The organism is Terrimonas rubra (assembly GCF_042686025.1).
GTDB lineage: Bacteria > Bacteroidota > Bacteroidia > Chitinophagales > Chitinophagaceae > Terrimonas > Terrimonas rubra.
Window position 1 is genome coordinate 1489610 of sequence record NZ_JBHUOZ010000001.1, and the last position, 24737, is coordinate 1514346.

The 24737-nt window shown below is 43.7% G+C and carries 24 protein-coding genes; 21 read left to right on the forward strand and 3 right to left on the reverse strand.

Translation table 11 applies throughout. The features are described 5' to 3' along the window. Window positions 1–19 precede the first annotated feature (19 nt). Genes coaBC through ACFS6H_RS06280 form a run of 3 tightly spaced genes read left to right on the forward strand, consistent with a single transcriptional unit; the run spans window position 20 to window position 2587 of the window. Window positions 20–1219: a bifunctional phosphopantothenoylcysteine decarboxylase/phosphopantothenate--cysteine ligase CoaBC gene (coaBC, locus tag ACFS6H_RS06270; protein WP_386096372.1), complete on the forward strand. Its 1200-nt coding sequence runs from the start codon at window positions 20–22 to the stop codon at window positions 1217–1219. Beyond that, entirely contained in the window at window positions 1212–2129 is a 918-nt protein-coding gene (gene porD, locus ACFS6H_RS06275) for a type IX secretion system protein PorD (protein WP_386096374.1), read from the forward strand. The genes coaBC and porD overlap by 8 nt, the downstream gene beginning before the upstream one ends. Further along, on the forward strand, window positions 2126–2587 hold the full coding sequence (locus ACFS6H_RS06280; RefSeq protein ID WP_386096376.1) for a DUF4296 domain-containing protein: 462 nt from the start codon (window positions 2126–2128) through the stop codon (window positions 2585–2587). The genes porD and ACFS6H_RS06280 overlap by 4 nt, the downstream gene beginning before the upstream one ends. Window positions 2588–2589: 2 nt before the next feature. Here ACFS6H_RS06280 and hisS read toward each other — a convergent pair whose 3' ends face one another. After that, on the reverse strand, window positions 2590–3963 hold the full coding sequence (gene hisS, locus ACFS6H_RS06285; RefSeq protein WP_386096378.1) for a histidine--tRNA ligase: 1374 nt from the start codon (window positions 3961–3963) through the stop codon (window positions 2590–2592). A gap of 168 nt (window positions 3964–4131) precedes the next feature. Beyond that, window positions 4132–4593 carry a low molecular weight protein-tyrosine-phosphatase gene (locus ACFS6H_RS06290; protein WP_386096380.1) on the reverse strand — a complete coding sequence of 154 codons (462 nt, stop codon included), beginning with the start codon at window positions 4591–4593 and terminating at the stop codon, window positions 4132–4134. A gap of 471 nt (window positions 4594–5064) precedes the next feature. Here ACFS6H_RS06290 and ACFS6H_RS06295 point away from each other — a divergent pair, with 471 nt between their 5' ends. The 18 genes from ACFS6H_RS06295 (at window position 5065) to ACFS6H_RS06380 (ending at window position 23033) form a co-directional block, all read left to right on the forward strand. Then, window positions 5065–5310, forward strand: coding sequence for a hypothetical protein (locus ACFS6H_RS06295; RefSeq protein WP_386096382.1), 246 nt, complete (start codon window positions 5065–5067; stop codon window positions 5308–5310). Then, window positions 5310–6248 carry a PstS family phosphate ABC transporter substrate-binding protein gene (locus tag ACFS6H_RS06300; protein ID WP_386096384.1) on the forward strand — a complete coding sequence of 313 codons (939 nt, stop codon included), beginning with the start codon at window positions 5310–5312 and terminating at the stop codon, window positions 6246–6248. The genes ACFS6H_RS06295 and ACFS6H_RS06300 overlap by 1 nt, the downstream gene beginning before the upstream one ends. A 72-nt stretch (window positions 6249–6320) precedes the next feature. Further along, window positions 6321–8006, forward strand: a complete 1686-nt coding sequence (locus ACFS6H_RS06305; protein ID WP_386096388.1) for a tetratricopeptide repeat protein — start codon at window positions 6321–6323, stop codon at window positions 8004–8006. Window positions 8007–8128: 122 nt separating this feature from the next. After that, a complete protein-coding gene (locus ACFS6H_RS06310) occupies window positions 8129–8524 on the forward strand; it encodes an NADH-quinone oxidoreductase subunit A (protein ID WP_386096390.1) in 396 nt (131 codons plus the stop codon). A gap of 77 nt (window positions 8525–8601) precedes the next feature. Further along, the gene (locus ACFS6H_RS06315; protein WP_386096392.1) at window positions 8602–9186 is read left to right on the forward strand and encodes an NADH-quinone oxidoreductase subunit B; all 585 of its coding nucleotides are present in this window, start codon (window positions 8602–8604) and stop codon (window positions 9184–9186) included. 40 nt (window positions 9187–9226) lie between these two features. Next, window positions 9227–9784: an NADH-quinone oxidoreductase subunit C gene (locus tag ACFS6H_RS06320; RefSeq protein WP_386096394.1), complete on the forward strand. Its 558-nt coding sequence runs from the start codon at window positions 9227–9229 to the stop codon at window positions 9782–9784. Window positions 9785–9819: 35 nt separating this feature from the next. After that, a complete protein-coding gene (locus ACFS6H_RS06325; protein ID WP_386096396.1) occupies window positions 9820–11043 on the forward strand; it encodes an NADH-quinone oxidoreductase subunit D in 1224 nt (407 codons plus the stop codon). 272 nt (window positions 11044–11315) lie between these two features. Further along, the gene (locus tag ACFS6H_RS06330) at window positions 11316–11819 is read left to right on the forward strand and encodes an NADH-quinone oxidoreductase subunit NuoE family protein (protein ID WP_386096398.1); all 504 of its coding nucleotides are present in this window, start codon (window positions 11316–11318) and stop codon (window positions 11817–11819) included. A 32-nt stretch (window positions 11820–11851) separates the two neighbouring features. Continuing rightward, a complete protein-coding gene (gene nuoF / locus ACFS6H_RS06335; RefSeq protein ID WP_386096400.1) occupies window positions 11852–13204 on the forward strand; it encodes an NADH-quinone oxidoreductase subunit NuoF in 1353 nt (450 codons plus the stop codon). A gap of 54 nt (window positions 13205–13258) precedes the next feature. Then, window positions 13259–14116, forward strand: a complete 858-nt coding sequence (locus tag ACFS6H_RS06340) for a hypothetical protein (protein WP_386096402.1) — start codon at window positions 13259–13261, stop codon at window positions 14114–14116. A 66-nt stretch (window positions 14117–14182) separates the two neighbouring features. Next, window positions 14183–15295 carry a 2Fe-2S iron-sulfur cluster-binding protein gene (locus ACFS6H_RS06345; RefSeq protein WP_386096404.1) on the forward strand — a complete coding sequence of 371 codons (1113 nt, stop codon included), beginning with the start codon at window positions 14183–14185 and terminating at the stop codon, window positions 15293–15295. Window positions 15296–15306: 11 nt separating this feature from the next. Further along, window positions 15307–16356, forward strand: coding sequence for an NADH-quinone oxidoreductase subunit NuoH (gene nuoH / locus ACFS6H_RS06350; RefSeq protein ID WP_386096406.1), 1050 nt, complete (start codon window positions 15307–15309; stop codon window positions 16354–16356). Between the two features lie 263 nt (window positions 16357–16619). Beyond that, entirely contained in the window at window positions 16620–17171 is a 552-nt protein-coding gene (nuoI, locus tag ACFS6H_RS06355) for an NADH-quinone oxidoreductase subunit NuoI (protein WP_386096408.1), read from the forward strand. A 57-nt stretch (window positions 17172–17228) separates the two neighbouring features. Next, complete coding sequence (locus ACFS6H_RS06360; RefSeq protein ID WP_386096410.1) at window positions 17229–17729, forward strand: NADH-quinone oxidoreductase subunit J family protein; 501 nt, start codon at window positions 17229–17231, stop codon at window positions 17727–17729. 18 nt (window positions 17730–17747) lie between these two features. Then, window positions 17748–18077: an NADH-quinone oxidoreductase subunit NuoK gene (gene nuoK / locus ACFS6H_RS06365; protein WP_449343074.1), complete on the forward strand. Its 330-nt coding sequence runs from the start codon at window positions 17748–17750 to the stop codon at window positions 18075–18077. A gap of 99 nt (window positions 18078–18176) precedes the next feature. Further along, a complete protein-coding gene (gene nuoL / locus ACFS6H_RS06370) occupies window positions 18177–20066 on the forward strand; it encodes an NADH-quinone oxidoreductase subunit L (protein WP_386096412.1) in 1890 nt (629 codons plus the stop codon). 101 nt (window positions 20067–20167) lie between these two features. After that, window positions 20168–21649 carry a complex I subunit 4 family protein gene (locus tag ACFS6H_RS06375; protein WP_386096414.1) on the forward strand — a complete coding sequence of 494 codons (1482 nt, stop codon included), beginning with the start codon at window positions 20168–20170 and terminating at the stop codon, window positions 21647–21649. 10 nt (window positions 21650–21659) lie between these two features. After that, the gene (locus ACFS6H_RS06380) at window positions 21660–23033 is read left to right on the forward strand and encodes an NADH-quinone oxidoreductase subunit N (RefSeq protein WP_386096416.1); all 1374 of its coding nucleotides are present in this window, start codon (window positions 21660–21662) and stop codon (window positions 23031–23033) included. A 254-nt stretch (window positions 23034–23287) separates the two neighbouring features. Here ACFS6H_RS06380 and ACFS6H_RS06385 read toward each other — a convergent pair whose 3' ends face one another. Continuing rightward, complete coding sequence (locus ACFS6H_RS06385) at window positions 23288–24442, reverse strand: glycoside hydrolase family 18 protein (protein ID WP_386096418.1); 1155 nt, start codon at window positions 24440–24442, stop codon at window positions 23288–23290. Window positions 24443–24737: the final 295 nt, after the last annotated feature.

Genomic DNA, 24737 nt, shown 5'->3' on the forward strand with positions numbered 1-24737 from the left:
ACATTAGTACTTCAGTAATATGATGCAGGGTAAAAAAATCTTAATTGGTATTTCCGGAAGCATTGCCGCTTATAAAACTATTACGCTGGTGCGTTTATTGGTTAAAAGCGGGGCCGAGGTAAAAGTGATCATTACACCGGCAGCTAAAGATTTTGTATCCCCGCTTACGCTGGCAACACTCAGTAAGCACAAAGTACTGGGCGACCTGTACGAGGCCGATAGCTGGGCCAACCATGTGGCACTGGGCCGATGGGCCGATATAATGCTCATAGCCCCTTTAAGCTGCAATACACTGGCTAAAATGGCTGCCGGCTTATGCGATAACCTGTTGCTGGCTGTTTACCTGTCTGCTACCTGCCCGGTGGTGGTGGCCCCGGCCATGGATGAGGATATGTGGCATCATCCCGCTACCAAAAGAAACCTGGCAACGATAGCCGGTTTTGGAAATGCCATTATTCCTGTTAATAAAGGCGAGCTGGCCAGCGGCCTCTTTGGCGATGGACGCATGGCAGAGCCCGAAGCAATAGTTGATTACCTGCAGCAAAGGCTTCAGTATAAGCCCGGTCCTTTGCAGGGAAAAAAAGTATTGGTTACAGCCGGCCCTACATACGAACCTATCGACCCGGTACGTTTTATAGGCAACCATTCCTCAGGTAAAATGGGTATTGCCCTGGCCGAAGCATTACAGGAGCGTGGCGCCCTGGTTACCCTGGTTTTGGGGCCCGTAGCATCCGGCACCGGTAATAAACAGATAGAGGTGATCAATGTAGTGACCGCGCAGCAGATGTACGAAGCCTGTATGAGCCGTTTTGCGGAGACTGACCTGGCGATCATGGCCGCTGCGGTAGCCGATTTTAGCCCGGAAACCACCGCCACGGAAAAAATTAAAAAGAAAGACGAAGGGCTGCAGTTAACCCTTGCCAAAACAAAGGATATTTTAAAAAGTATCGGCCAGGTAAAAAGAAACAACCAGGTTGTGGTGGGCTTTGCACTGGAAACCAATAACGAACAGGAACATGCATTGCAGAAACTGCAATCCAAAAATGCTGACATGATCGTTTTAAACTCCCTGGCAGATAAAGATGCCGGCTTTAAAGTGGATACCAATAAGGTGACTATTTTTACCAAAGGGGGGCAACGCATAGCTTTTGATGCCAAACCCAAAAAAGAAGTGGCCAACGATATTATTGATACTATTACATCTTTGCACTATGCTTAAAAACTTATTATTCTCTACCGTATTCATGGCCATGGTTGCCGGCGTAAATGCCCAGGAACTGCAGGCGCGTTTAACGGTAGTAAGCAGTAAAATAAGTTCACAGATCGATAAAAAGATATTTCAAACCCTGCAGACAGGTTTGATGAACTTTTTAAATACCCGTAAATGGACAAACGATTCCTACCAGCAGCAGGAAAAAATTCAATGTAATTTTTTACTGAACCTGGAACAGGACCTGGGTGATAATGTATTTAAAGGCAAACTTACCGTACAGGCTGCCCGGCCTATATACAATACTACTTACGATTCGCCTCTTATTAACTATCTGGATGAAAATGTAACATTCAAATATGTTGAATTTCAGCCTATAGAATTTAATGAAAACAGGGTGCAGGGCAATGATCCGCAGGTGGCCAACCTAACGGCTATCCTGGCATACTATGTCAATATTATTTTAGGCCTTGACTATAATTCTTTCTCCTTACGCGGTGGCAATACCTATTTCCAGAAAGCATGGAATATTGTTAACAATGCACCCGAGGGAAGAGAGATCAGTGGCTGGCGTTCCTTTGAGAACCAGCGTAACCGGTACTGGTTAGCGGAGAATTTTAACAATAACCGCTTTGCACTGGTGCATGATGCTTTATATGCGTACTACCGTAATGGTATGGATGTGTTTTACGAGAATGAAGAAGATGGCCGTAACGGTATACTAAGCAGCCTGAACTACTTAAACACTTTAAATACCGAAAACCCCAATTCCATGTTCATGCAATTCTTCTTCCAGGGAAAAAGCAATGAACTGGTAGGCATATTTAAAAAAGCAAAACCGGATATCCGTACACGTGCCGCAGATATATTATCCAAGCTGGACATAACCAATATAACAGCCTACAAAGAATTAAAATGAGAGTAATATTAGTTATATTGAGCCTGGTGTTATTGGTTGCCTGTAAAACTAAACGTACGCCCAAAGGCATCCTGGAACCAGAACCTATGCAGGCTGTTTTATGGGATATGTTAATGGCCGGCGAATTTTTGCAGGGTTATGTATTACTGCATGATACCGGCATACATAAACTGGTTAAAAGCGACCAGGTGTATAACAAAGTGCTGGCGTTGCATAAAATTGACAGGGAAACCTTTGATAAAAGCCTTGCCTGGTACCGTGAGAACCCCCAGATAATGAAGGAGGTGCTGGACTCCATAGCAGCCCACAACAAGGAAAAAACAGACCTGCGGCCTTTACCGGGAGTTCCGGCCATTGATCCCGGTGTTGTTATGCCGGACACCACCCTTAAGAAACCTTCATTAAGAGATCAGCAAGGGGTAGTTGAGCCGGTGCCCGTACAACCTGTTGCCCAATAAAATTACAGGCGGGTAAAATAATTGGCCAGCTCGTTAAACGATACGGTAACCTGTTCGCCGGTAGTCAGGTTTTTTACATTGGCAACCCCGTTGGTTAACTCCTGGGTACCAATGATGACAATATAAGCGATCTGCTTTTTCTCCGCGTATTTAAACTGTTTGTCAAACTTTGCATTTTCGTGGTACAGTTCGCTGCTGATGCCTGCTTTGCGTAACAACTGCATCTGGGTAAATGCGGCTGCCGACTCCTGCTCACCTAAATTAAAGAACAATACTCTGGTACTGCTGCTGGTAAAAGCAGGGAAAGCCTGCAACTCTTCCAATACATCGTATATACGGTCCACACCAAAGGAAATACCTACACCCGGAACATTGGGTACGCCAAACAAGCCGGTCAGGTCATCGTAACGGCCACCGCCACCAATACTGCCCATTTGTACATTATTGGCTTTGATTTCAAATATACAGCCGGTGTAATAATTTAAACCCCGTGCCAGGGTAGTATCCAGTTCCAGGTTTTGTTTGCCGGTAAATTGTACAAAACTCCCGGTTACATACTGCAATTCCTGCAAGCCGGTTTTTCCTGACTCACTTTCCCCGATCAGTTGTTGTAATGCCTGTAGTTTTTCGCTTACAGTACCACTAATAGAAATGTAACTTTCAACAATGGCTATTTGTTCAGGCTGCAAACCATTCGCCGCTAATTCTTCCTTTACCTTCTCCATACCAATTTTATCCAGCTTGTCAATGGCAACGGTAATGGCGGTGAACTTATCCGTGGCTCCGGCTACTTCTGCAAGGGCGCCTAAAATTTTCCGGTTATTGATCTTGATGGTAACATCAATACCCAGTTGTTCAAATACGGTGGCGTAAATAATACATAATTCCACTTCATTGATCAGCGACTTACTGCCCACCACATCGGCATCGCATTGGTAAAACTCGCGGTAGCGCCCTTTCTGGGGGCGGTCGGCACGCCATACCGGTTGTATCTGGTAACGTTTAAAGGGTAATGCCAGCTGCCCGTGGTTCATGGCCACATAACGCGCAAAGGGAATGGTAAGGTCGTAGCGCAAGGCCCTTTCGGTAAGATTCTTATCGTTCTTTCCGGCCAGTACATTTTCAAAAGCAGCTTTGCCTTTCTCTATGTTCTTGGCATCGCTTAGGCCGTTATTCAATATTTTAAAAATAAGCTTATCACCTTCGTCGCCATATTTACCCAGCAGGGTTTCCATATTTTCCATGGCAGGCGTTTCAAGGGGTTCATAGCCATACAGCTCAAAAACCCTACGGATGGTCTGTAAAATATAATTACGCTTACGCACCACGGCCGGTCCAAAATCTCTTGTGCCCTGGGGCAATGAAGGTTTGCTCATACTATGTCAGTTGCCGGCTACCCGGTTTTTATTTTTAATTATGTTATCAGCAACAGTACTACTATCATCGTCTGTTGCGTCGCACACTTGTGCGTCCGGTAATGCTATTGGCCAATGTTTAGGTTTCCTGCTTTACCGGCAATCACCACTTGGTACATCTCCTAATTATCAAATTGCCAGATTAATCGTGTGTTTGGCCAATATCGCATCACAGGCTTTATCTATCAGGGCATATACATCGTGGTAACCCGGCTCCTCGCCATACCACGGATCGGTGAGGTCCTGGTTGGTACCGGGAGTTAACTCGTTCAGTAAAAAATCAATCTTAGCGGCATCAAACTTATTGCCGGCAATGCGCCGTACATCGGCCAGTACATCATGGGCCATCACATATATCTTATCGTATTCGTCAAAAAAAGATGCCTTAAAACGCCAGGCCCTCTGTTCACTGATATCGATGCCATGTAATAATGCTACTTTTTGCGATAATTTATGCGGGGCTTCGCCGGTATGATACCCGTTTGTTCCTGAACTGTCTACCTGCCAGTCTAGGCCTGCTGCATCCGCCTTGTGCTGTAGTACCCCTTCGGCCAAAGGGCTGCGGCAAATATTACCTAAACAAACCATCATTATTTTCATGGCGCAAAGGTACTACAACATTATTTAGGTAAGCAGGGGTAACAGCATCATTTTACGGGGTAGGATTAACAAAGCGGTTTATGGAATTCCGGCAGTAAAATGATCATATAATTGAAGATAAAATTAAAAGGGATAACATTTATTTAACACTAACGGTTAATCGTGTAATTGATAAAGCATCTTTGAAACAAGTGTTAGTATAAAGGAATGAGCCGTGAAGCCGGCTGCCACTGGAAAACCGTAGATAGTATTGCTGAATAGGGGTGAAGCAGCTGAACGGAGCGTCGCAACCGGGATACATCAGGGCGGGGACGTTGACAACAAAAAAATTATGGATTTAATGAGTCTGGTCATTTTTTTACAGATTGTCATTAAAAATTCTCATTTACCGTCTGATCCGGGCACTTTTTGTCACGATGTTTTAAAAAAAAACAATAAATTGCCATCCCACTTCAGAAAAGTATGAAAGATGCGTACGATGATAAGCTAAGAAAACAATATGCTTTAAGACGGTCAATAACCGATTATGGCATGGGCGTGTTTTGGATTTTGCTGGGACTGGCTTTTTTACTTAGAAAAAAATTCAATGTAATTATTGCCGGAAGGCAGCCAGACTGGACAGATATACTGGCAGGTGGATTGTTTGCAGCATATGGTATATGGCGGTTGTACAGGGGATATAAGAAAAATTATTTTAGAGACAATTAATGAAGCAGGGACTGTTAAAAAATATAGTAGCTTTTAGCCTTGCGGCTACTTTGTTAGCGGCTTGCGGCAACGATGGCAAAAAAACAAAGCAGGGCAACAGCACCCCGTTTGAAGGTGTAACAACTATTAGTGTTGATGAAACTTTTAAACCGGTTATTGATGCTCAGGTTCAGGTATACGAATCGAACAGGCCAGGTACCAAAATAAATGTTCAGTATAAACCGGAAGTTGATAGTTGGAACGATTTATGGATAGATTCAATTCCGCTGATCATTTCCACCAGGAGAATATCGGAAAGTGAAAGAAAATTTATAGCAGACTCTTTGAAAGTAGCGGTGAGGCAGGAGGTAGTAGCACGCGATGCCATTGCCGTGATTGTACACCCGGATGCACCCGACTTTGCTTTTACCATGGAGGAGGTAAAACAGATACTGACCGGTAACTATAGCAAAAAATTAACACCGGTTTTTGACGGGGTTAAAGCAACGGGAACGGTTCGTTATCTCGTCGATAGTGTATTGAAAGGTGCCAAACTTTCGCCCGATGCGATGGCGGCCAGGACCAGTGATTCGGTGATCAACTTTATCGCTTCAAATCCTTCGGCAGTGGGCTTTATAGGCGTAAGCTGGGTGGGTAACCAGGATGATAGCTTACAGCAAAGTTTTTTGAAAAAAATTAAGGTAGCTTATATTGAAAGCACCGACTCGGCGGGTAAATATGTTTTACCTATGCCGGCAAATGTTTACAGGGGAAAATACCCTATGGTACGCGATTTGGTATATATACTGAAAGAACCATACCAGGGGTTGGCAACCGGCTTTGCCGTTTTTTTAAAAGACGAGATCGGGCAGTTGATTTTTAAAAGAGCTTACCTGGCGCCGATGCTCCGTGATTTTAGTATCAGGAAAATGGCGTTAAAAGAAGGGCCGGTTGAATAACATAAATAAAGTATTTTTTTATACCACAATAAAAGAGAACAGATGAACAAAACAAAGTTTACATTGAGTCTAATGACTGCGACACTGTTGATGGTAACAGGTGTAAAGGCACAGTCGCTGCAGGAAGGGATTCAAGACCTTTATTCTGACAGGGTTGAAAGTGCAAAAGCAGTATTTGAAAAATTGGTTGCTTCAAATCCTAATAACATCGAAGCTACTTATTGGTTAGGTCAGGCATTTTTGAAAAAAGATGATATTGCAGGCGCTAAAGGCGTTTATGATAAAGCCCTTACCACAAGTGCTAATGCTCCTTTGTTGCTGGTTGGTAAAGGCCAGGTAGACCTGGAGGAGAACAAAATGCAGGATGCCCGCCAGCGTTTTGAATCGGCATTAACTATCAGTAAAGGCCGTAAAGGAGATGATCCTGAAATTTTAAATGCTGTTGGTAAAGCCATTACCGAAGTATATGACCATATTGATAAAAAAGGTGATATAAATTTTGCCGTAGAAAAATTACAGGCGGCCTCACAGGCCAATGTAAAAGATGTACGGTTAAAAGCTGATATCCTGTTAAACCTTGCCAACGCCCTGCGTAAACAAAAACCAGGTGAGAACGGTGGTGAAGTGTTTAAAAACCTGGTAGAAGCTACCCGTATCGACCCTACTTACCCCGTACCTGCTTACCGTAACGGTATGCTGTTCCAGTCGCAAAGGAACTGGGAGATGTTTGTAGAATATATGAATACGGCTATTACAAAAGATCCCCGTTTTGCGCCGGCTTATTACGAGCTGACCTACTACTACATGCGTGTGGATGTAGAAAAAGCAAAACAATATGCACAGAAATTTAAAGAAAGTGCTGATGCCGATCCGCAAAATGCATACCTGGAGTACTCTATGGACTGGGCATTGAAAAACTATGATAAAGCCATTGCCGGTGCCAAAGACATTATTGCAAAAACAGGGGGCAAGCCTAAACCTAAAGTATACAAATTACTGGCGGACTCTTATGTTGCCAAAGGGGATACCGTATCTGCCAAACAATATGTGGATGAATATTTTGCCAAAGAAAAATCAGAAGAGATCAAACCTTTGGATTATACCCTGAAAGCAAATATCTATTCTGCTATTCCGGGCCAGGAAGGCGTAGCCCTGCAAAGCTTCCTGGATGGTATTAAGTCTGATACTACTGAAAGCGGTAAACTGGATATCCTGAAAGAAGGTATTGAACTTTTCCGCAAAAAACAGCAGTCTAAAAACGAAAGTGCATTATATGCCAAACTGCTGGAAATTAAGCCTAAGCCTACCATTAACGACCTGTTTTATGCTACTTACGCAAACTATAAAGCAGCACAGTTTGGCCCGGCTTATGACCTGGCAAAAAGAATGACAACCGAGTATCCTGACCAGGAATATGGCTGGGAGTGGAAGTATAACACCGCTATAATGCTGGATACTGCCAAAATGGATAGCCTGGCTATTCCTGCGGCCAATGAGTGGTTAACCTTTATCCGTAAGGACAGTGCAAAATATGCGGCTAAATTTCCCGCTGTTTATGGTTACCTGGTACAAACCTATAACAAGATGAAGGATTACGAAAATACCGTAGCCTACCTGGTACTCTTAAAAGATGTGACTGCCGATCCAGCTCGTAAAGAAAGTTTACAGTCAAATATTGACCAGTTAAACGATTACCTGAAAAAGCTGAGAGCGCAGCCCAAACCAGCCGGAGGTACCGGTAGTGCAGGCAGCAAATAACAGGCATAATAACTACTATTAGCATAATTGTAGCCCCGGACGACCATCCGGGGCTATTTCTTTGTATAAATACAAGGTTTATTGGCGTTGCTGCCTTATTTTTGCCACTAGGGTAAAAAATTATGATCCACTTACTTCAAACCCATATCGCTGTCGACAGCGCAGATACGTATTTGCCTATTGCCTTACAAATTGTTTTTGCTGTAGGCCTTGTAGTTGTGTTAATGATATTGACCCACCTGCTGGGACCCAAACGTAAAACCACCGATAAACTGCAGAATTTTACCAGTGGTATCGACTCCCACGGTGAGGCAAGACAGCCCATGGCTATTAAATACTTTTTAACAGCCATTTTATTCGTTTTATTTGATGTAGAGGTGATCTTTTTCTATCCCTACGCTGTTAATTTCAGAGACCTGGGATGGCCGGGTTTTGCAGCCGTGCTGATGTTTGTAGGTTTTTTCCTTTGCGGGTTTACCTACATCCTCAAAAGAGGTGCTTTAAAATGGGAAGATTAGTGCAGACACTTAAAGGGAACTTTGATAAATGCCTGCACTTTCAAATTTTCTAATTACCAAATTATCAAATTAGAACTATGTCACGTCCGGTATCATACAACATCAAACAAAAACCACTGGTAGACGATATCAGCATGGTCGACATGCCGGAAGGGCATCAGGGCCAGGGCTTTTTTGCTACTTCCCTGGACTCGGTAATAGGCCTTGCCCGTAAAAACTCGCTGTGGCCTTTACCATTTGCCACCTCCTGCTGTGGTATTGAATTTATGGCCACTATGGCCTCTACCTACGATCTGGCCCGTTTTGGCAGCGAAAGGGTAGGTTTCTCCCCCCGCCAGTGCGATATGTTAATGGTAATGGGCACCATTGCTAAAAAAATGGGACCCGTGGTAAAACAGGTATACCTGCAAATGGCCGAACCCCGCTGGGTAATTGCCGTAGGCGCCTGCGCCAGCAGCGGCGGTATTTTTGATACCTACAGTGTTTTACAGGGAATTGACCAGGTAATACCCGTGGACGTATATGTGCCCGGCTGCCCGCCCCGTCCCGAAGCTATCATTGATGGTGTATTACGCATACAGGATCTGGTAGGTAAGGAAGAACTGCGCCGCCGTAACGGGCAACAATACAAGGCTTTACTGGAAAGCTATGGCATTCAGTAAGAAGGTACTATTTTTAGAAACGAAATAATGGTTCACAACAATGTTAACCAACGAATATATACAACAAAGGTTACAGGATAAATTTGGCGAAGCAGTTACCGGTTTCGAAGAAAGTTATGGTATGCTGAGTTTTGTAGCAGTGAAAGAACAAAACCTGAAAATACTGAGCTTTTTATATGACGATGCGGAACTGAAATTCCGTTTCATGACCGATCTGTGCGGTGTGCACTACCCCGACAATACCGGCAATGAACTGGCGGTTGTATATCATTTGCATAACCTGGAAGATAACGTGCGTTTACGTTTTAAAGTGTTTACACCTGTGGCTGCACCCGATGTGTATACGGCAACAGGTTTGTTTGCTACGGCCAACTGGATGGAAAGGGAAACCTATGACTTTTACGGTATCAACTTTGTAGGCCACCCAAACCTGAAACGTATTTTAAACGTGGATGAAATGGACTATTTCCCGATGCGTAAAGAGTTCCCGCTGGAAGACCAGGGACGTATAGATAAAGACGATGAGATGTTTGGACGCGGTGGCAATATTACCTATAATAACGCCGACCAGACAACATCGCTGGAAGAGAAACATTAAGGCAAATAAACTACGAAGAAAAACTATTAGCTGGCATGTCTGAACAGCATATAAAACTACCCGAGGGTAGCATAGAAAAAACAACCACCACGCTGAACCTGGGGCCAACGCACCCGGCCACGCATGGTGTAATGCAGAACATCCTGGAATTAGATGGTGAGCGTATTGTATCTACCGAGCAAACCATCGGGTATATACACCGCGCTTTTGAAAAAATTGCCGAACGCAGGCCCCTCTACCAGATAACCCCGCTTACCGACAGGTTAAACTATTGCTCTTCGCCCTTAAACAATATGGGCTGGCATATGACCTGCGAAAAGCTGTTAGGCGTGCAAACGCCCAAACGTGTCGATTACCTGCGCATTATTGTAATGGAACTGGCCCGTATTGCCGATCACCTTATTTGTAACTCTATCGTGGGTGTGGACAGCGGCGCTTTCACCGGCTTTTTATATGTAATGCAATACCGCGAGCTGATCTATGAAATATACGAAGAAGTTTGCGGCTCAAGGCTTACCACCAATATTGGCCGTATCGGCGGTTTTGAAAGAAACTTTAATGATATCGCCTTCCGTAAAATTGAAAAATTCTTAGACGAATACCCTGCTGTGTTAAAGGAGTTTGAAAACCTCTTTAACCGCAACCGTATTTTCATGGACCGTTTAATAGGAGCCGGACCTATCAGCGCCGAAAGAGCATTGAACTATGGTTTCACCGGTCCAAACCTGCGTGCTGCGGGTGTTGATTATGACCTGCGGGTACATAATCCTTACTGCAGTTACGAGGATTTTGATTTTACCATTCCCGTAGGTACTACCGGCGATTGTTACGACCGTTTCCTGGTACGTAACGAGGAAATGTGGCAGAGTATGAATATTATCAGGCAGGCAATGGATAAACTGAAACAGTTTAAAGGCGCCGAGGCCGAGGTATACCATGCCGATGTGCCGGAATACTACCTGCCGGAGAAAAAAGATGTGTATACCAAAATGGAAGCACTGATCTGGCATTTCAAGATCATCATGGGTGAAATTGATATGCCTAAAGGCGAGGTATTCCATTCCATTGAAGCGGCTAATGGTGAGCTGGGCTATTACCTCATCAGTGACGGTGGCCGTACGCCGGCCCGTTTACACTTCCGCAGGCCTTGTTTTATTTATTACCAGGCTTACGAGGAGCTCACCAAAGGCGCTATGTTAAGTGATGCCGTTATAGTAATGTCGTCGCTGAACCTGATAGCGGGTGAAATGGATGCGTAGGCAATTAGATAATTAGTCAATTTGAAAATTTGATAATGAAAGTCTCATTATTAAATGGTGCGGGAAGGTAAATGGTAGGTTCTTTTAAATGTCAGCAATAGTTCTCTGATTGAACTTTACTTGCGACGCTCCGTTCTGCTGCATTAACGCTATTGGGCATTTTGCAGCATCCCGAACTTGTTTCGGGAATATAATAACACTATTGGACAGAAGAAAAGAAAAATAAAAATGCAGGTTACCGCTAAAACGGGTAACCACGAAATATAAAACAGATGAGTGTACAGTTCACTGAAACAGCAATGCAGGAAGCACAACGCCTGATTGCCCGCTACCCGGCCGGCAAACAAAAAAGTGCGTTGCTGCCGGTATTGCATTTGGCGCAACAACAGTTTGGTAACTGGTTAGATGTACCTGTAATGGATTATGTAGCCACTTTATTACAGATAGAACCTATCGAAGTATACGAGGTAGCTACCTTTTACAGTATGTATAACCTGAAGCCGGTGGGTAAATACCTGTTTGAAGTATGCCAGACCGGCCCCTGCATGATCAGCGGCAGCGATGATATTATACAATACATTGGTGAAAAGCTGAACATTAAACCAGGGCAAACCACCGAAGATGGTATGTTTACTTTAAAAACTGTAGAGTGTTTGGGAGCCTGTGGTTATGCCCCCATGATGCAGCTGGGAAAACATTACCGGGAGCATTTGACCAGGGAAAAGGTGGACCAGATCATTAACGAATGCAGGGCAGAGGCTGCAGCAAAAAATTAATAAAGCATAAAGCGGAACGCATAAAGCATACAATGGGACGAAAACTTTTATTAGCAAACGATAAGGTAGAAGGCATTCGCTACTACGATGTATACCGCCGCGAAGGTGGTTACCGCAGCGTGGAAAAAGCCCTCAAAACCCTTACTCCCGATGAAGTGACCGAGGAGGTAAAAAAGAGTGGATTGCGCGGACGTGGTGGTGCAGGTTTCCCTGCCGGTATGAAATGGAGTTTCCTGGCCAAACCGGAAGGTATTCCCCGTTACCTGGTGGTAAATGCCGACGAATCGGAGCCGGGTACTTTTAAGGACCGTTACCTGATGGAGTTTATCCCGCATTTGCTGATAGAAGGAATGATCGTAAGCTCCTATGCGTTGGGAAGCAATAATTCCTACATCTATATCCGTGGTGAGTACTGGTGGATAGTGGATATACTGGAACAGGCTATTAACGAAGCCAAACAAAACGGCTGGTTAGGCAATAATATTTTAGGCACAGGATATAACCTGGATATACATGTACAGCGTGGTGCCGGCGCTTATATCTGTGGTGAAGAAACTGCTTTACTGGAATCACTGGAAGGTAAACGCGGCAACCCCCGTATTAAACCACCCTTCCCGGCCGTAAAAGGTTTATGGGGCTGTCCTACGGTGGTAAACAATGTGGAGACCATTTCGGCGGTAGTACCCATTATTAACGAAGGTGGTGATGAGTATGCGAAGATCGGTGTAGGTAAATCAACCGGCACCAAACTTATTTCGGCTTGTGGTAATATTAACAAACCGGGCGTGTTTGAAATTGACATGACCATATCGGTAGAAGAATTTATTTTCAGTGATGAATATTGCGGAGGTATTAAAAACGGTAAACGTTTAAAAGCCTGTATCCCGGGCGGTTCATCTGTACCCATTTTACCTGCCAACCTGTTGTTAAAAACAGCCAAGGGTGAACAACGGATGATGAACTACGAAAGCCTTTCGGATGGTGGTTTTGCAACCGGTACCATGATGGGGTCGGGTGGTTTTATTGTACTGGATGAAGACCAGTGCGTAGTAAAACATACCTATACTTTAGCCCGTTTTTACCGCCACGAAAGTTGCGGACAATGTTCACCCTGCCGTGAAGGAACTGGCTGGATGGAAAAACTTTTACTACGCCTGGAAAAAGGCGAGGGTAAATCAAGCGATATTGATTTACTGTGGGATATACAACGTAAAATTGAAGGTAATACGATCTGCCCTTTGGGTGATGCAGCGGCCTGGCCGGTTGCAGCAGCTATCAGGCATTTCAGGGACGAGTTTGAATGGCATGTAACAAATGCCGCAGAAGCGCAAACACGCAACTTCGGCTTAGCGCATTATGCCGATGCACTGGAAGTAGTGGCTTAATATAGGATGAACAAGGACGATTGCAGGCGATAGGATCTATTTAAGATAAGTATTATGAATCTCAGGAAAATTACAGTTCTTTTTTTAGTATTAATGGGAACAACCAGGGCATTTACCCAGGTAAATAATGTAGTAACCGGTACTACACGTACGGTACGTAAAACAAGTGCAAACAGGAAAGGCTCGGTTTTCGCCTACTGGGGTTGGAACCGGGGAGCTTATACCAACAGCACTTTGAAAATTAAAGGTGAGGATTATGATCTGACCTTGCATAAATTAAAAGCAAAGGACAGGCCGAGTAATGTAAGTCTTTATAACTACCTGCGGGCCGACAGGATCACTATTCCGCAAACAAACCTGCGGGTAGGGTACTACCTGAAAGATGACCTGGCGATTACGATTGGTATTGACCATATGAAATATGTAATGGTACAGAACCAGGTAGCAAGGGTAACAGGTGTAGTTGAGCATGAAGGGAAATACAAAAGTGTGTACAACGGTAATATGGTGATTGCAGATGACTTTTTAAAGTTTGAACATACCGATGGTTTGAACTATGTAAATGTGGAGTTGGAAAAACTGGGGAATATATACAAATCACCGGATGAGAAAGTACATGTGGGGTATTTGTATGGTGGCGGAGCAGGCATTATGGTGCCAAGAACGAATACTACTTTCCTGGATTATGACCGTAATGACCGCTTTCATTTATCGGGTTTCGGAACCAGTGTAAAGGGAGGCATACAGGTAACCCTGCTGCGTAAACTATCGTTCAGGTTTGAAACCAAAGCAGGATACATTAATATGCCGGATATTGTGTTGCATAAAAAAGGCATTAAAGGAAGGGGAAAACAGGATTTTGTATATGCCCAGGCAAATGCAATGATCGGCGCGGTATATAACTTCAATTAGCCGATTGGTGAATGTGCTGATATGCTAATAATAATAATATCCTAACAGGGATAAAGCGAAATAAAAATGTCGGAACAACAATTATTTAAAGTAACAATTGACAACATCACGATAGAAGTGCCAGCCGGCACTACTATTCTGCAAGCTGCCCGCCAGGTGGGTGGCGATGTGGCGCCGCCTGCAATGTGTTACTACACACCATTGGAAGGCAGTGGCGGTAAATGCCGTACTTGTTTGGTAGAGGTAAGCAAAGGTTCTGAAAAAGATCCGCGACCGATGCCCAAACTGGTAGCCAGTTGCCGTACAACGGTAATGGACGGTATGGAGGTAAAAAATATTACCAGTCCGCGTGTGAAAGATGCCCGTGCCGGTGTGGTGGAATTTTTATTGTTAAACCATCCGCTGGATTGCCCGGTTTGTGACCAGGCCGGCGAATGTCATTTACAGGACCTTGGCTACCAGCACGGCAGCGAGGGCACCCGGTATGAATTTAAACGCAGAACATTTACCAAACACAGTTTAGGTAACTATATACAGCTGCACATGACACGTTGCATACTCTGCTACCGTTGTGTGTTTACAGCCGACCAGGTAACCGGTAAAAGGGTACATGGCGTACTGGACAGGGGCGATCATGCGGAAATTGCTACCTATATTGAAAAATCACTGGACAACGATTTCATTGGTAATGTTATTGATGTATGTCCGGTTGGTGCTTTAACCGATAAAACATTCCGGTTTAAAAACAGGGTATGGTTTACCAAACCGGTTGATGCACATTGCAACTGTACCAAATGCAGCGGCAAAGTTACTTTATGGCAACGTGGTAACGAGGTATTACGTGTTACCGCACGTAAAGATGAGTGGGGTGAGATTAAAAAAACGGAAGATGGTAAAACCGGCTGGATCTGTAATGAATGCCGTTTTGAAAGAAAGAATATTAACGACTGGGTAATTGAAGGTCCAACGAAAGTGAGCCGTCAATCGGTTATATCGGCCAACCATTACGAAACACTGGATAAACCCCAGGATACACTGGTAGAAGTAATGGGCGGACGCCAGCCTAAAATGTTAATGGATATACATTCCATTAGCGATGTAAATCAGCCCGGTGTACATTTAAGTGAGTTACCCGGACCGGCTACAGGCAAAACATTTAATAAAAACAACCAACAGTAATACAAACCAATATGTATTTATTAGCGATTGACTGGTTTTTTATCATTGAGAAATTATTATTGATTGTTTGTATTGTTACATTATCAATGGTAGTTGCCATGTACTCCACCTACGGCGAACGTAAGGTGGCGGGCTTTTTCCAGGACAGGTTAGGTCCTAACCGTGCGGGCCCCTTTGGTTTGTTACAACCATTTGCCGATGCAGGTAAACTTTTCTTTAAGGAAGAGATCATTCCCCTGGCATCCTCAAAATTCCTGTTCATCCTGGGCCCGGCCCTTGCCATGATCACGGCTTTGTTAACCAGCGCGGTAATTCCCTGGAGCACGCCTTTAAGCATTGGCGGCCGCGATGTGCCATTACAGATTGCCGATATTAACGTAGGTATTCTCTTTGTATTTGCTGCAGTTAGTGTAGGTGTATATGGTATTATGATCGGTGGATGGGCGAGTAACAATAAATTCTCTTTATTAGCGGGTATCCGCGGTGCCTCGCAGATGGTATCCTACGAATTACCCATGGGCCTGGCTTTACTGGGTGTGTTGCTATTTGTGGGCGACCTGAAAATGAGCAGCATTGTACAAAGCCAGATCGATAATGGCTGGCACGTGATCTATCAGCCGCTCGGTTTTATCGTGTTTTTTGTATGTGCCCTGGCGGAGTGTAACCGTACACCTTTTGATTTACCCGAAGCGGAAAGTGAGCTGAACTTTGGTTACCACCAGGAATACTCATCTATGAAACTTGGTTTTTACCTGTTTGCAGAATATATCAATATGTTCATCAGCTGTGTAATTATGACCTGCCTGTTCTTTGGCGGTTATGATATACCGTTTGTGGATGAAGCATCCTGGGGATTAAACCAGAACCTGCTGTCATTGATCGGCTTTGCCGTGATCATGGCAAAGGCACTGTTCTTTGTATTTGTGTTCATGTGGATCCGCTGGACTGTTCCGCGTTTCCGCTTTGACCAGTTGATGAACCTGGGCTGGAAAAAATTAATTCCGCTGGCACTGGTAAATATGATCATTTCGGCGGCAGTTATCCTGTGGCTGAAAAAATAATTTTGTTATCAGCTGTTGCGCCTTGATGGAGCTGCGGTTGCGACGCTCCGTTCAACAGCAGTAACACGGAGGAACAGGAAAACAGGCAATTTTAAATGATAGGGTATAAGTAAAATATTGAGAGATTAGTCTCAATTCTGAGTTCTGAATACTCAATACTTAATACTAACTACTACATTTGCGACATTGAAATAATAAATAACGATAACACTATTACTAAACGTATAGCTTGGTAATAATGTTTAAAAACTTTCCCGTAAGGGATGGGGGTTAAAATGCAATTAACGAATAAGTCAAAACAGGTAGATCGGAAGCCGATGACATTCCTGGAGAGCCTGTATCTCTGGAATATTGCCAAGGGCATGATGATCACCCTTAAACACTTTTTTAGGAAAAAGCCAACTATTCAGTATCCTGAACAGCAAAGACCTTTTTCTAAAGTATTCCGCGGTTTGCACATTTTAAATCGTGACGAGGAAGGGCGTGAACGCTGTACAGCCTGCGGCCTGTGTGCGGTGGCATGCCCGGCGGAAGCCATTACCATGGAGGCTGCCGAAAGGGAGAATGGGGAAGAGCATTTATACCGTGAAGAAAAATACGCTGCCAAGTATGAGATAAACATGCTGCGCTGTATTTTTTGCGGGTATTGTGAGGAAGCCTGCCCTAAAGATGCTATCTATTTATCAGAAACATTTGCACCGGCTAACTATGGCCGTACAGGTTTTATATATAAAAAACAGGATCTGTTGATACCCAACCCGGTAGAAGATCCGGAAGGTTATAAAAAAGCATTGGGCGATAAAGCAAAGCAATAAACTATTTCAGTTTTATTTAAAAATTGAAATATTCATTAACGGTATTAGTCACGAACAATGAGTGTAACACAAATATTATTCTGGTTTTTATCTATACTGGCACTATTTGGTGCCTTAATGGTAGTGGTAAGCCGCAACCCTGTACATAGTGTATTGTGGTTAATCATGACCTTCTTTGCCATTTCGGGTCATTATATTGTATTAAATGCCCAGTTCCTGGCGGTGGTGAATATTATTGTATATGCCGGCGCTATTATGGTACTGTTCCTGTTTGTGATCATGTTAATGAACCTCAACAAAACAACCGTACCCAAACGCAACCGCTGGATAAAACTGGCAGGTGGTATTGCGGGTGGCTGTTTAATGCTGGTGCTGGTAGCGGCTTTGCGGGACAGTGAATTGAAAGGCCAGTTTGCACAGGTAAATACCGGCGATATCGGTTTAATTAAAAGCCTGGGTAAAGAGCTGTTCACTACTTATGTAATACCTTTTGAGCTGAGCAGCATATTATTTTTAAGCGCCATGGTAGGTGCGGTAGTATTAGGTAAAAAAGACTAAAATTTAAACGGTATAATAATGCCCATAAATTATTACATATTTCTTTCGTTAGCATTATTTGCTATTGGTATGGTAGGTGTGTTAACACGCCGTAACGCCATTATCATTTTTATGTGTGTGGAGCTCATGTTAAATGCGGTGAACCTGCTGCTGGTGGCATTTTCCAAAATGCATTACTTAAGTGCCGGATCACCTTTTACCACGGCCGGTACTGACGGGCAGTTATTTGTATTTTTTATTATGGTGGTGGCAGCAGCGGAAGTAAGTGTGGGGCTGGCCATTATTGTAATGATGTATAGAAATATACATTCGGTGGATGTAAACTTTTTAAACAGGTTAAAACACTAAGCCCTCAAAAGCTTATGGGTTAACTACATTATATTTCAGATAACAAATTAGCAAAACCGAAACAAGATTAGTTCGGACTGTACTAATTGAAACATAGTTATGAAGAACGTTTTACAACTGGCTTATCTTATTCCGCTTTTTCCGTTGCTGGGTTTTCTCATCAATGGTTTGGGGCGTAATAAACTTTCTAAGGGTGCAATAGGTACAATTGGCAGCGGCGCTATCCTGGCTTCGTTCATTGTAAGCCTGATCTTCTTTTTCCAGGTTAAAGGTGGTAACACCGAAGTGGTGAGCTACTTTAACTTTATATCGGTTGGTAACCTTACCATTCCTTTTGCTTTCCAGGTTGACCAGTTGTCATCCATCTTCCTCTTAATTATTACAGGGGTGGGCTTTTTAATACATGTATACTCTACTTCTTACATGCATGATGAAAAGCCGGAACATTTTGCCCGGTACTTTGCTTACCTGAACCTGTTCGTGTTCTCCATGCTGTTGCTGGTAATGGGAGCTAACTTTTTTATCATGTTCATTGGCTGGGAAGGTGTAGGTTTATGTTCCTATCTACTGATCGGCTTCTGGTTTAAAAAACCGGAGTACAATAAAGCGGCCTCCAAAGCCTTTATCATGAACCGTATTGGTGACCTGGCTTTTTTAATTGCTATTTTCTGGTTAGTTGGTAAAGTGGGTAGTGTCTCTTACAGTGAAGTATTCAGTGCTGAAGGACTAAAACATTTAACCACTACTGATATTACGGTTATTACCTTACTACTATTTGTAGGTGCCACTGGTAAAAGTGCCCAGATCCCTTTATATACCTGGTTACCCGATGCTATGGCTGGCCCTACACCGGTATCGGCCCTGATACATGCCGCTACCATGGTTACGGCAGGCATTTATATGATTGCCCGCAGTAACGTGTTATACTCGCTGGCCCCGGATGTGTTAAACATTATTGCCTGGGTTGGCCTGGCTACTGCCTTACTGGCGGCCAGTATTGCCCTGAAACAAAACGATATTAAAAAGGTATTGGCTTACTCTACCGTTAGCCAGTTGGGCTTTATGTTCCTGGCCCTGGGTACAGGCGCTTATGCTGCGGCTGTATTCCATGTAATGACGCATGCTTTCTTTAAAGCCCTCATGTTCTTAGGCAGTGGTAGTGTGATTCATGCGATGGGTGGTGAACAGGACATACGTAAAATGGGAGGCCTGTCTAAAAAAATGCCGGTTACTTTCTGGACATTTGTGATCGGCTGTATCGCCATTGCCGGTATTCCGCCTCTATCCGGTTTCTTTTCTAAAGATGCTATTTTATTAAGTGCCTATGCGCATAGCCCGGTAATGTATGGCATTGCTTTATTTGCAGCTTTACTTACCGCGTTTTATATGTTCCGTTTACTCTTTATTACGTTCACCGGGAAATTCCGTGGTACGCACGAGCAGGAGCATCATTTACACGAGAGCCCCAAGGCCATGACCCTGCCTTTGATTGTACTGGCCATACTGTCGGTAATCGGTGGGTTTGTAGGCATACCGGCAGTGCTGGGTGGCAGCGACGAACTGCCGCATTTCCTGGCACCGGTTATTGCGGTTGCTGAAGGGCATCATATTTCTCATACTACTGAGTATATATTAATGGGCCTGTCAACCGGGTTGGTACTGGTAATGGTGTTTGCAGCCTGGAGCATTTACAAAAACTATAAAGAAAAAGAAAATACCGGCTTTGCCAAAGTATTGGAGAACAAATGGTATGTGGACGAACTGTATGATAACATTATTGTAAAACCTTTAAAAGCATTGGCTGATTTCCTGAATAATATTTTTGACAAAAAAGTAGTGGATGGTATTGTTAACGGGGTAGGGCGCCTGGTAAACTATGGCGGCCGCCAGTTCAGGTGGGTACAAAGCGGCCAGGTGGGCAGTTATGTGTTGCTGATGGTGGTGAGTATCTTACTGATCTTCGTGATCCAGTTCTTTTTGAGAAAATAATATAATTAGCTAATGTGCTGATTGGATAATGTGCTGATAAACGGCACAGGACGAAGCTGATAACATAAACAAAAAAAATCCTGCAAAGGATAGGTTGTAATATGATCGCACTTTTATTATTATTGGTTCCATTATTAGGCGGTATCGTTACTTTCTTTTTAAAGAGTGACAATACGGCCCGTAACTGGTCGCTGCTTACGGCAATAGCTACATTGCTGGTGGCATTTTTAGGTCTGGCGGTTTATAATAAGCCCGAATGTTTAAGTTTCCAGGCCGATTGGATACAACCGCTGGGCGCATCCTTTGCCTTAAAACTGGATGGCCTGGGTTATACGCTGAGCCTGTTAGGTGCATTGGCACTGCCTTTAATTTTTGTGGCTACCTGGCATCGTCAATATCCCAATGCTAAAAACTTTTTTGGCTGGATGTTACTGGGCCTGGCCGGCATGTTAGGCGTGTTTATGGCCATGGATGCCTTACTGTTTTACTTCTTCTGGGAGCTGGCTTTGATACCCATGTACTTTATCTGCTCGCAGTGGGGTGGTGAAAAACGTATCCCGGTTACTTTTAAATTCTTCATTTATACCTTCTTTGGTTCTATATTAATGCTGGTGGCGCTGATCTATATCTACTTTCAAACGCCTAACCATTCATTTGCCATTGCCGATTTTTATAAAGCCGGACAGGCATTATCCTATAACGACCAGATGTGGTTATTCTGGTTACTGTTCATTGCCTTTGCGGTTAAAATGCCCATCTTCCCTTTTCATACCTGGCAGCCCGATACCTATGAGCAATCGCCTACGGCGGCTACCATGGTACTAAGCGGCATTATGGTAAAAATGGGGGTATTAGGTTTGTTACGCTGGGTATTACCCATTGTACCGCAGGCGGCATACAGCTGGGGCGATCTTACTTCCTCTATGGCGGTGATCGGCATTATTTACGCATCCCTGATCGCCATGCGCCAGGATGATATGAAACGTTTGATCGCTTATTCTTCCATTGCGCACATCGGCTTAATGGCCATTGCTATTTTCTCCGAAACACAGAGTAGTTTCCAGGGGGTAATGATACAGATGTTCAACCACGGTATCAACATCATTGCGTTGTGGATGGTGGTAGAAATTATTGAACGCCAGTTCGGCACCCGCAAAATGTCTGAGTTGGGTGGCCTGGCACAAAAAGCACCGGTACTGGCCATCTTCTTTGTACTGTTTGCCTTTGCCAATATTGCTTTACCGCTTACCAATGCTTTTGTAGGCGAGTTCTTAATGTTCAATGGTATCTTAAATTCTAAAGTAACCAATTATAATGTGGTGTTTACAGTACTGGCAGGCCTTGGTATTATACTGGGTGCTGTGTACACCTTACGTATGACCCGCAAAGTATTTTATGGACCGGTAAATGCTTTAACAGCAAATGCCGTGGACATTAAATGGAACGAAAAAATTATTTTAAGCCTGATCGCTGTGGTAATTATAGTAATGGGTGTGTATCCGCAACCGGCACTGAACTTTACACAGGCAATTACAGATGAATTATTAAAACAAGCTGACATACTTCATTTGTTGAAGAAGTAATAAAGAAGTTATGAACGTATTATTGATATCGGCCATTTTAGGTGTAGTAATGATGTTTAGCAGTTTTCTGGTAAAGAATACCGCTACCGTACGCACCATGGGCATTACCGGAACCATTGCTTTGCTGGTGTTGAACGTACTGGAAATGTACGGTACCAGGTTATTTAATATTAACACGGCCGGCTTTTTATCGTTTGACAGGTATACTTTGCTGTTCATCAGCATCGCTGTTTTTGCCCTGCTGGTCTACTTCCTGCTTACGGCCAAAGACATGGAAAAACTAAGTAAGGTAAACTATGCGGAATACTTTGCCCTGCTGTTCTTTGTGTTATGTGGCATTGTGCTGGTATCGTCCTTTGACTCTTTATTGATACTGTTCCTGGGTATTGAAATAGTATCTATTCCTTTATACGTACTTACCGGCAGTGATAAGCGCAACTTAAAAAGTAACGAGGCCGCATTGAAGTATTTTTTAATGGGCTGTTTCTCCACCGGCTTAATGTTAATGGGTATTACCCTTATTTACGGCGCCCAGGGAACCTTTAGCGTGGATCTATTTAATTTTACCAAGAATATTGATTCGCCTTTGGCCATTGCGGGCATGTTGTTATTATTATTCTCCATGGCTTTTAAAGCATCGGTGGCTCCTTTACATTTCTGGACGCCTGACGTATACGATGGTGCACCAACCGTGTTTACTTCTTTCATGGCTACTATTGTTAAGGCTGCGGTATTCTTTTCTTTCTTCCGTTTGTTTAACGATTCGTTCGGTGTACTGGCATCGCAATGGCAGTTCTGGATGGCCATATTAGCTGCGGTTACTTTATTTATAGGCAATATTACTGCCGTGTTCCAGCACAGTGTTAAACGTATGCTGGCCTACTCCAGTATTGCGCAGGCAGGCTTTATGTTACTGGCGGTATTTGCCATGAACGGTATTGCACAGGAAGGGTTGTTATTGTATGCAGCTGCTTATAGTCTTGCGACGATCGGTATTTTTTCCGTGCTGACCAAAATAGATGATTATACATTTGACGGCTTTAACGGACTGGCCAAACAACAGCCATTGGTAGCGGCAGCCATTACCATATTCATTTTATCACTGGCTGGTATACCGCTTACTGCAGGCTTCCTGGCAAAGTTTTACATGATACAGGCGGTAATTGCAACCAAGGGACATTTATGGTTAGCCATCTTCTCCCTGGTAATGGCGGCGGTGAGTGTGTACTACTATTTCAGGGTTATACAGGCCATGTACTTTAAACAGGGCAATGCCAATATACAGGCAAGTAATGCGTTTAAATATACTTTGCTGGCCGTTGCGGTTATTGTTATCCTGCTGGGTATATTCCCTAACTTAATAACCAACTGGCTGTACTTTTAGGGTGGAAGGTGTAAGGTATGAGGTATAAGGTGGAAGCCTGTAAGATATATGACAGACCTGTAAGATTGTAAAACCTCACAGGTCTGTTTTTTTTATTAGCTGTACGAAGCTTGTAGCTTCGTAATATTATTCTGTCGCCTTTGGCGATGTAGTTTGCTTACGATACTTTTTTACCGTAGCGTCAATCACATCCAGGCAACCATTTTTTTATCGTTGCTTAACTTCGGCTATTCGAAGCTTGTAGCTTCGTAATATTATTCTGTCGCCTTTGGCGATATAGTTTGCGTATGATATTTTTTTACTGCATCATCAATCACATCTAAGTACCCCTTTCTTTTATCGTTACTTAATTCCCAGAACATAATACCGCCCAGGCCATGCTCAAGGGCATATTTGGTTTTTTTGGCAATAGATTGTTTATCATCGAAAGTGGCAAAGGTTTTTGTTGCCGGGTTATAGGCGTAACTGGCCTGTGCTTGGGCATCATAATAAAACCGGAAGCCGTGTTTGGTATTGATTAGTTGATCAAATACATTATAAGGGAGAAAACTTTTAAACTGCCCGGGCTGGTATAAACCATTGTTTTTACCGGGTACATTGATCCAGCTGCGGCCATAAAAAGCAGCGCCAATGACCATTTTACGGGCGGGCACGCCAATAGATAATAAATACTTTACACAGGCATCCACCGATTCGTTTTGTTCGGCAGTAGGGTAAAGTGGGGTATGGTGACCGGTGCGGGTGGAGTTGCCATGTACCATATCATAATTCATCAGGTTCACATAATCTAACAAAGGCATGATGGCTTTCCAGTCAACCGCATCGGTAAGATATTTTTTAAAACCACCGGCAGCAAAACTGATCTCCTGCTGTTGTCCCAGGGTGTTGCGAAGCTGCTGTATGAGGGCCGTAAAATTATCTTTATCCTGCGGTTTATATGCATGACCGGGCGGGCCTTCAATAGTAGGGTATTCCCAGTCCAGGTCAATACCATCTGTTTTAAAATAAGCGGCCAGCTCTTTTACCGAAAGGGCAAAGGTTTCTCTTGCAGCAGCTGTTGAAAAAACATCGGAGCAGGTGGCGCATCCACCCCAGCCGCCCAGTGATAATAATACTTTCAACCGTGGGTTGCGTGATTTTAAGGATACCAGCTTTTGTATGGTGAGCGAATCTCCCTTATCATCTACATTCAGGCGATCTCCCTTCAGGTGACAAAAACTATAGATAATATGGGTGAGTTTTTCAATGGGAAAGCTATCAATACTCCCGGCATTGGAGGAGTAATAGGCAATGACTTTAAAATTATTGGCTGTAGCCTGTGCCGCAACAGTACCGGTGTATACAAAGCCGGTAAGCATGGCTGTAAAAACGATGAACGATAACCGCTTTATGATATAGAGGTATAACATAAGGGTAAGTTACTAAAGTTGCCAGAAATTTACGGCTCGCCGCCCTGCAGTTTTTGCTTTTGTACGGCCTACTTTTAAAAAATAAAAATGTTGCGGAGGGGTAACTTATTAAAGCAGGGAACAGTTTTTTTTGTAAAACTTTTTCCATCCAACACATAAGCTGGCAATCGTATGGTTTTTTTTCTAACTTCGGTGGGTTGTTGAAACAGGGGGCTGCAGCTGAAGGGCTGCACCGCTTAGGTGGAAATACCCGGCCTTAAAGCCGGGGATTGGAACCGGGCGGTGGACGGTAGCT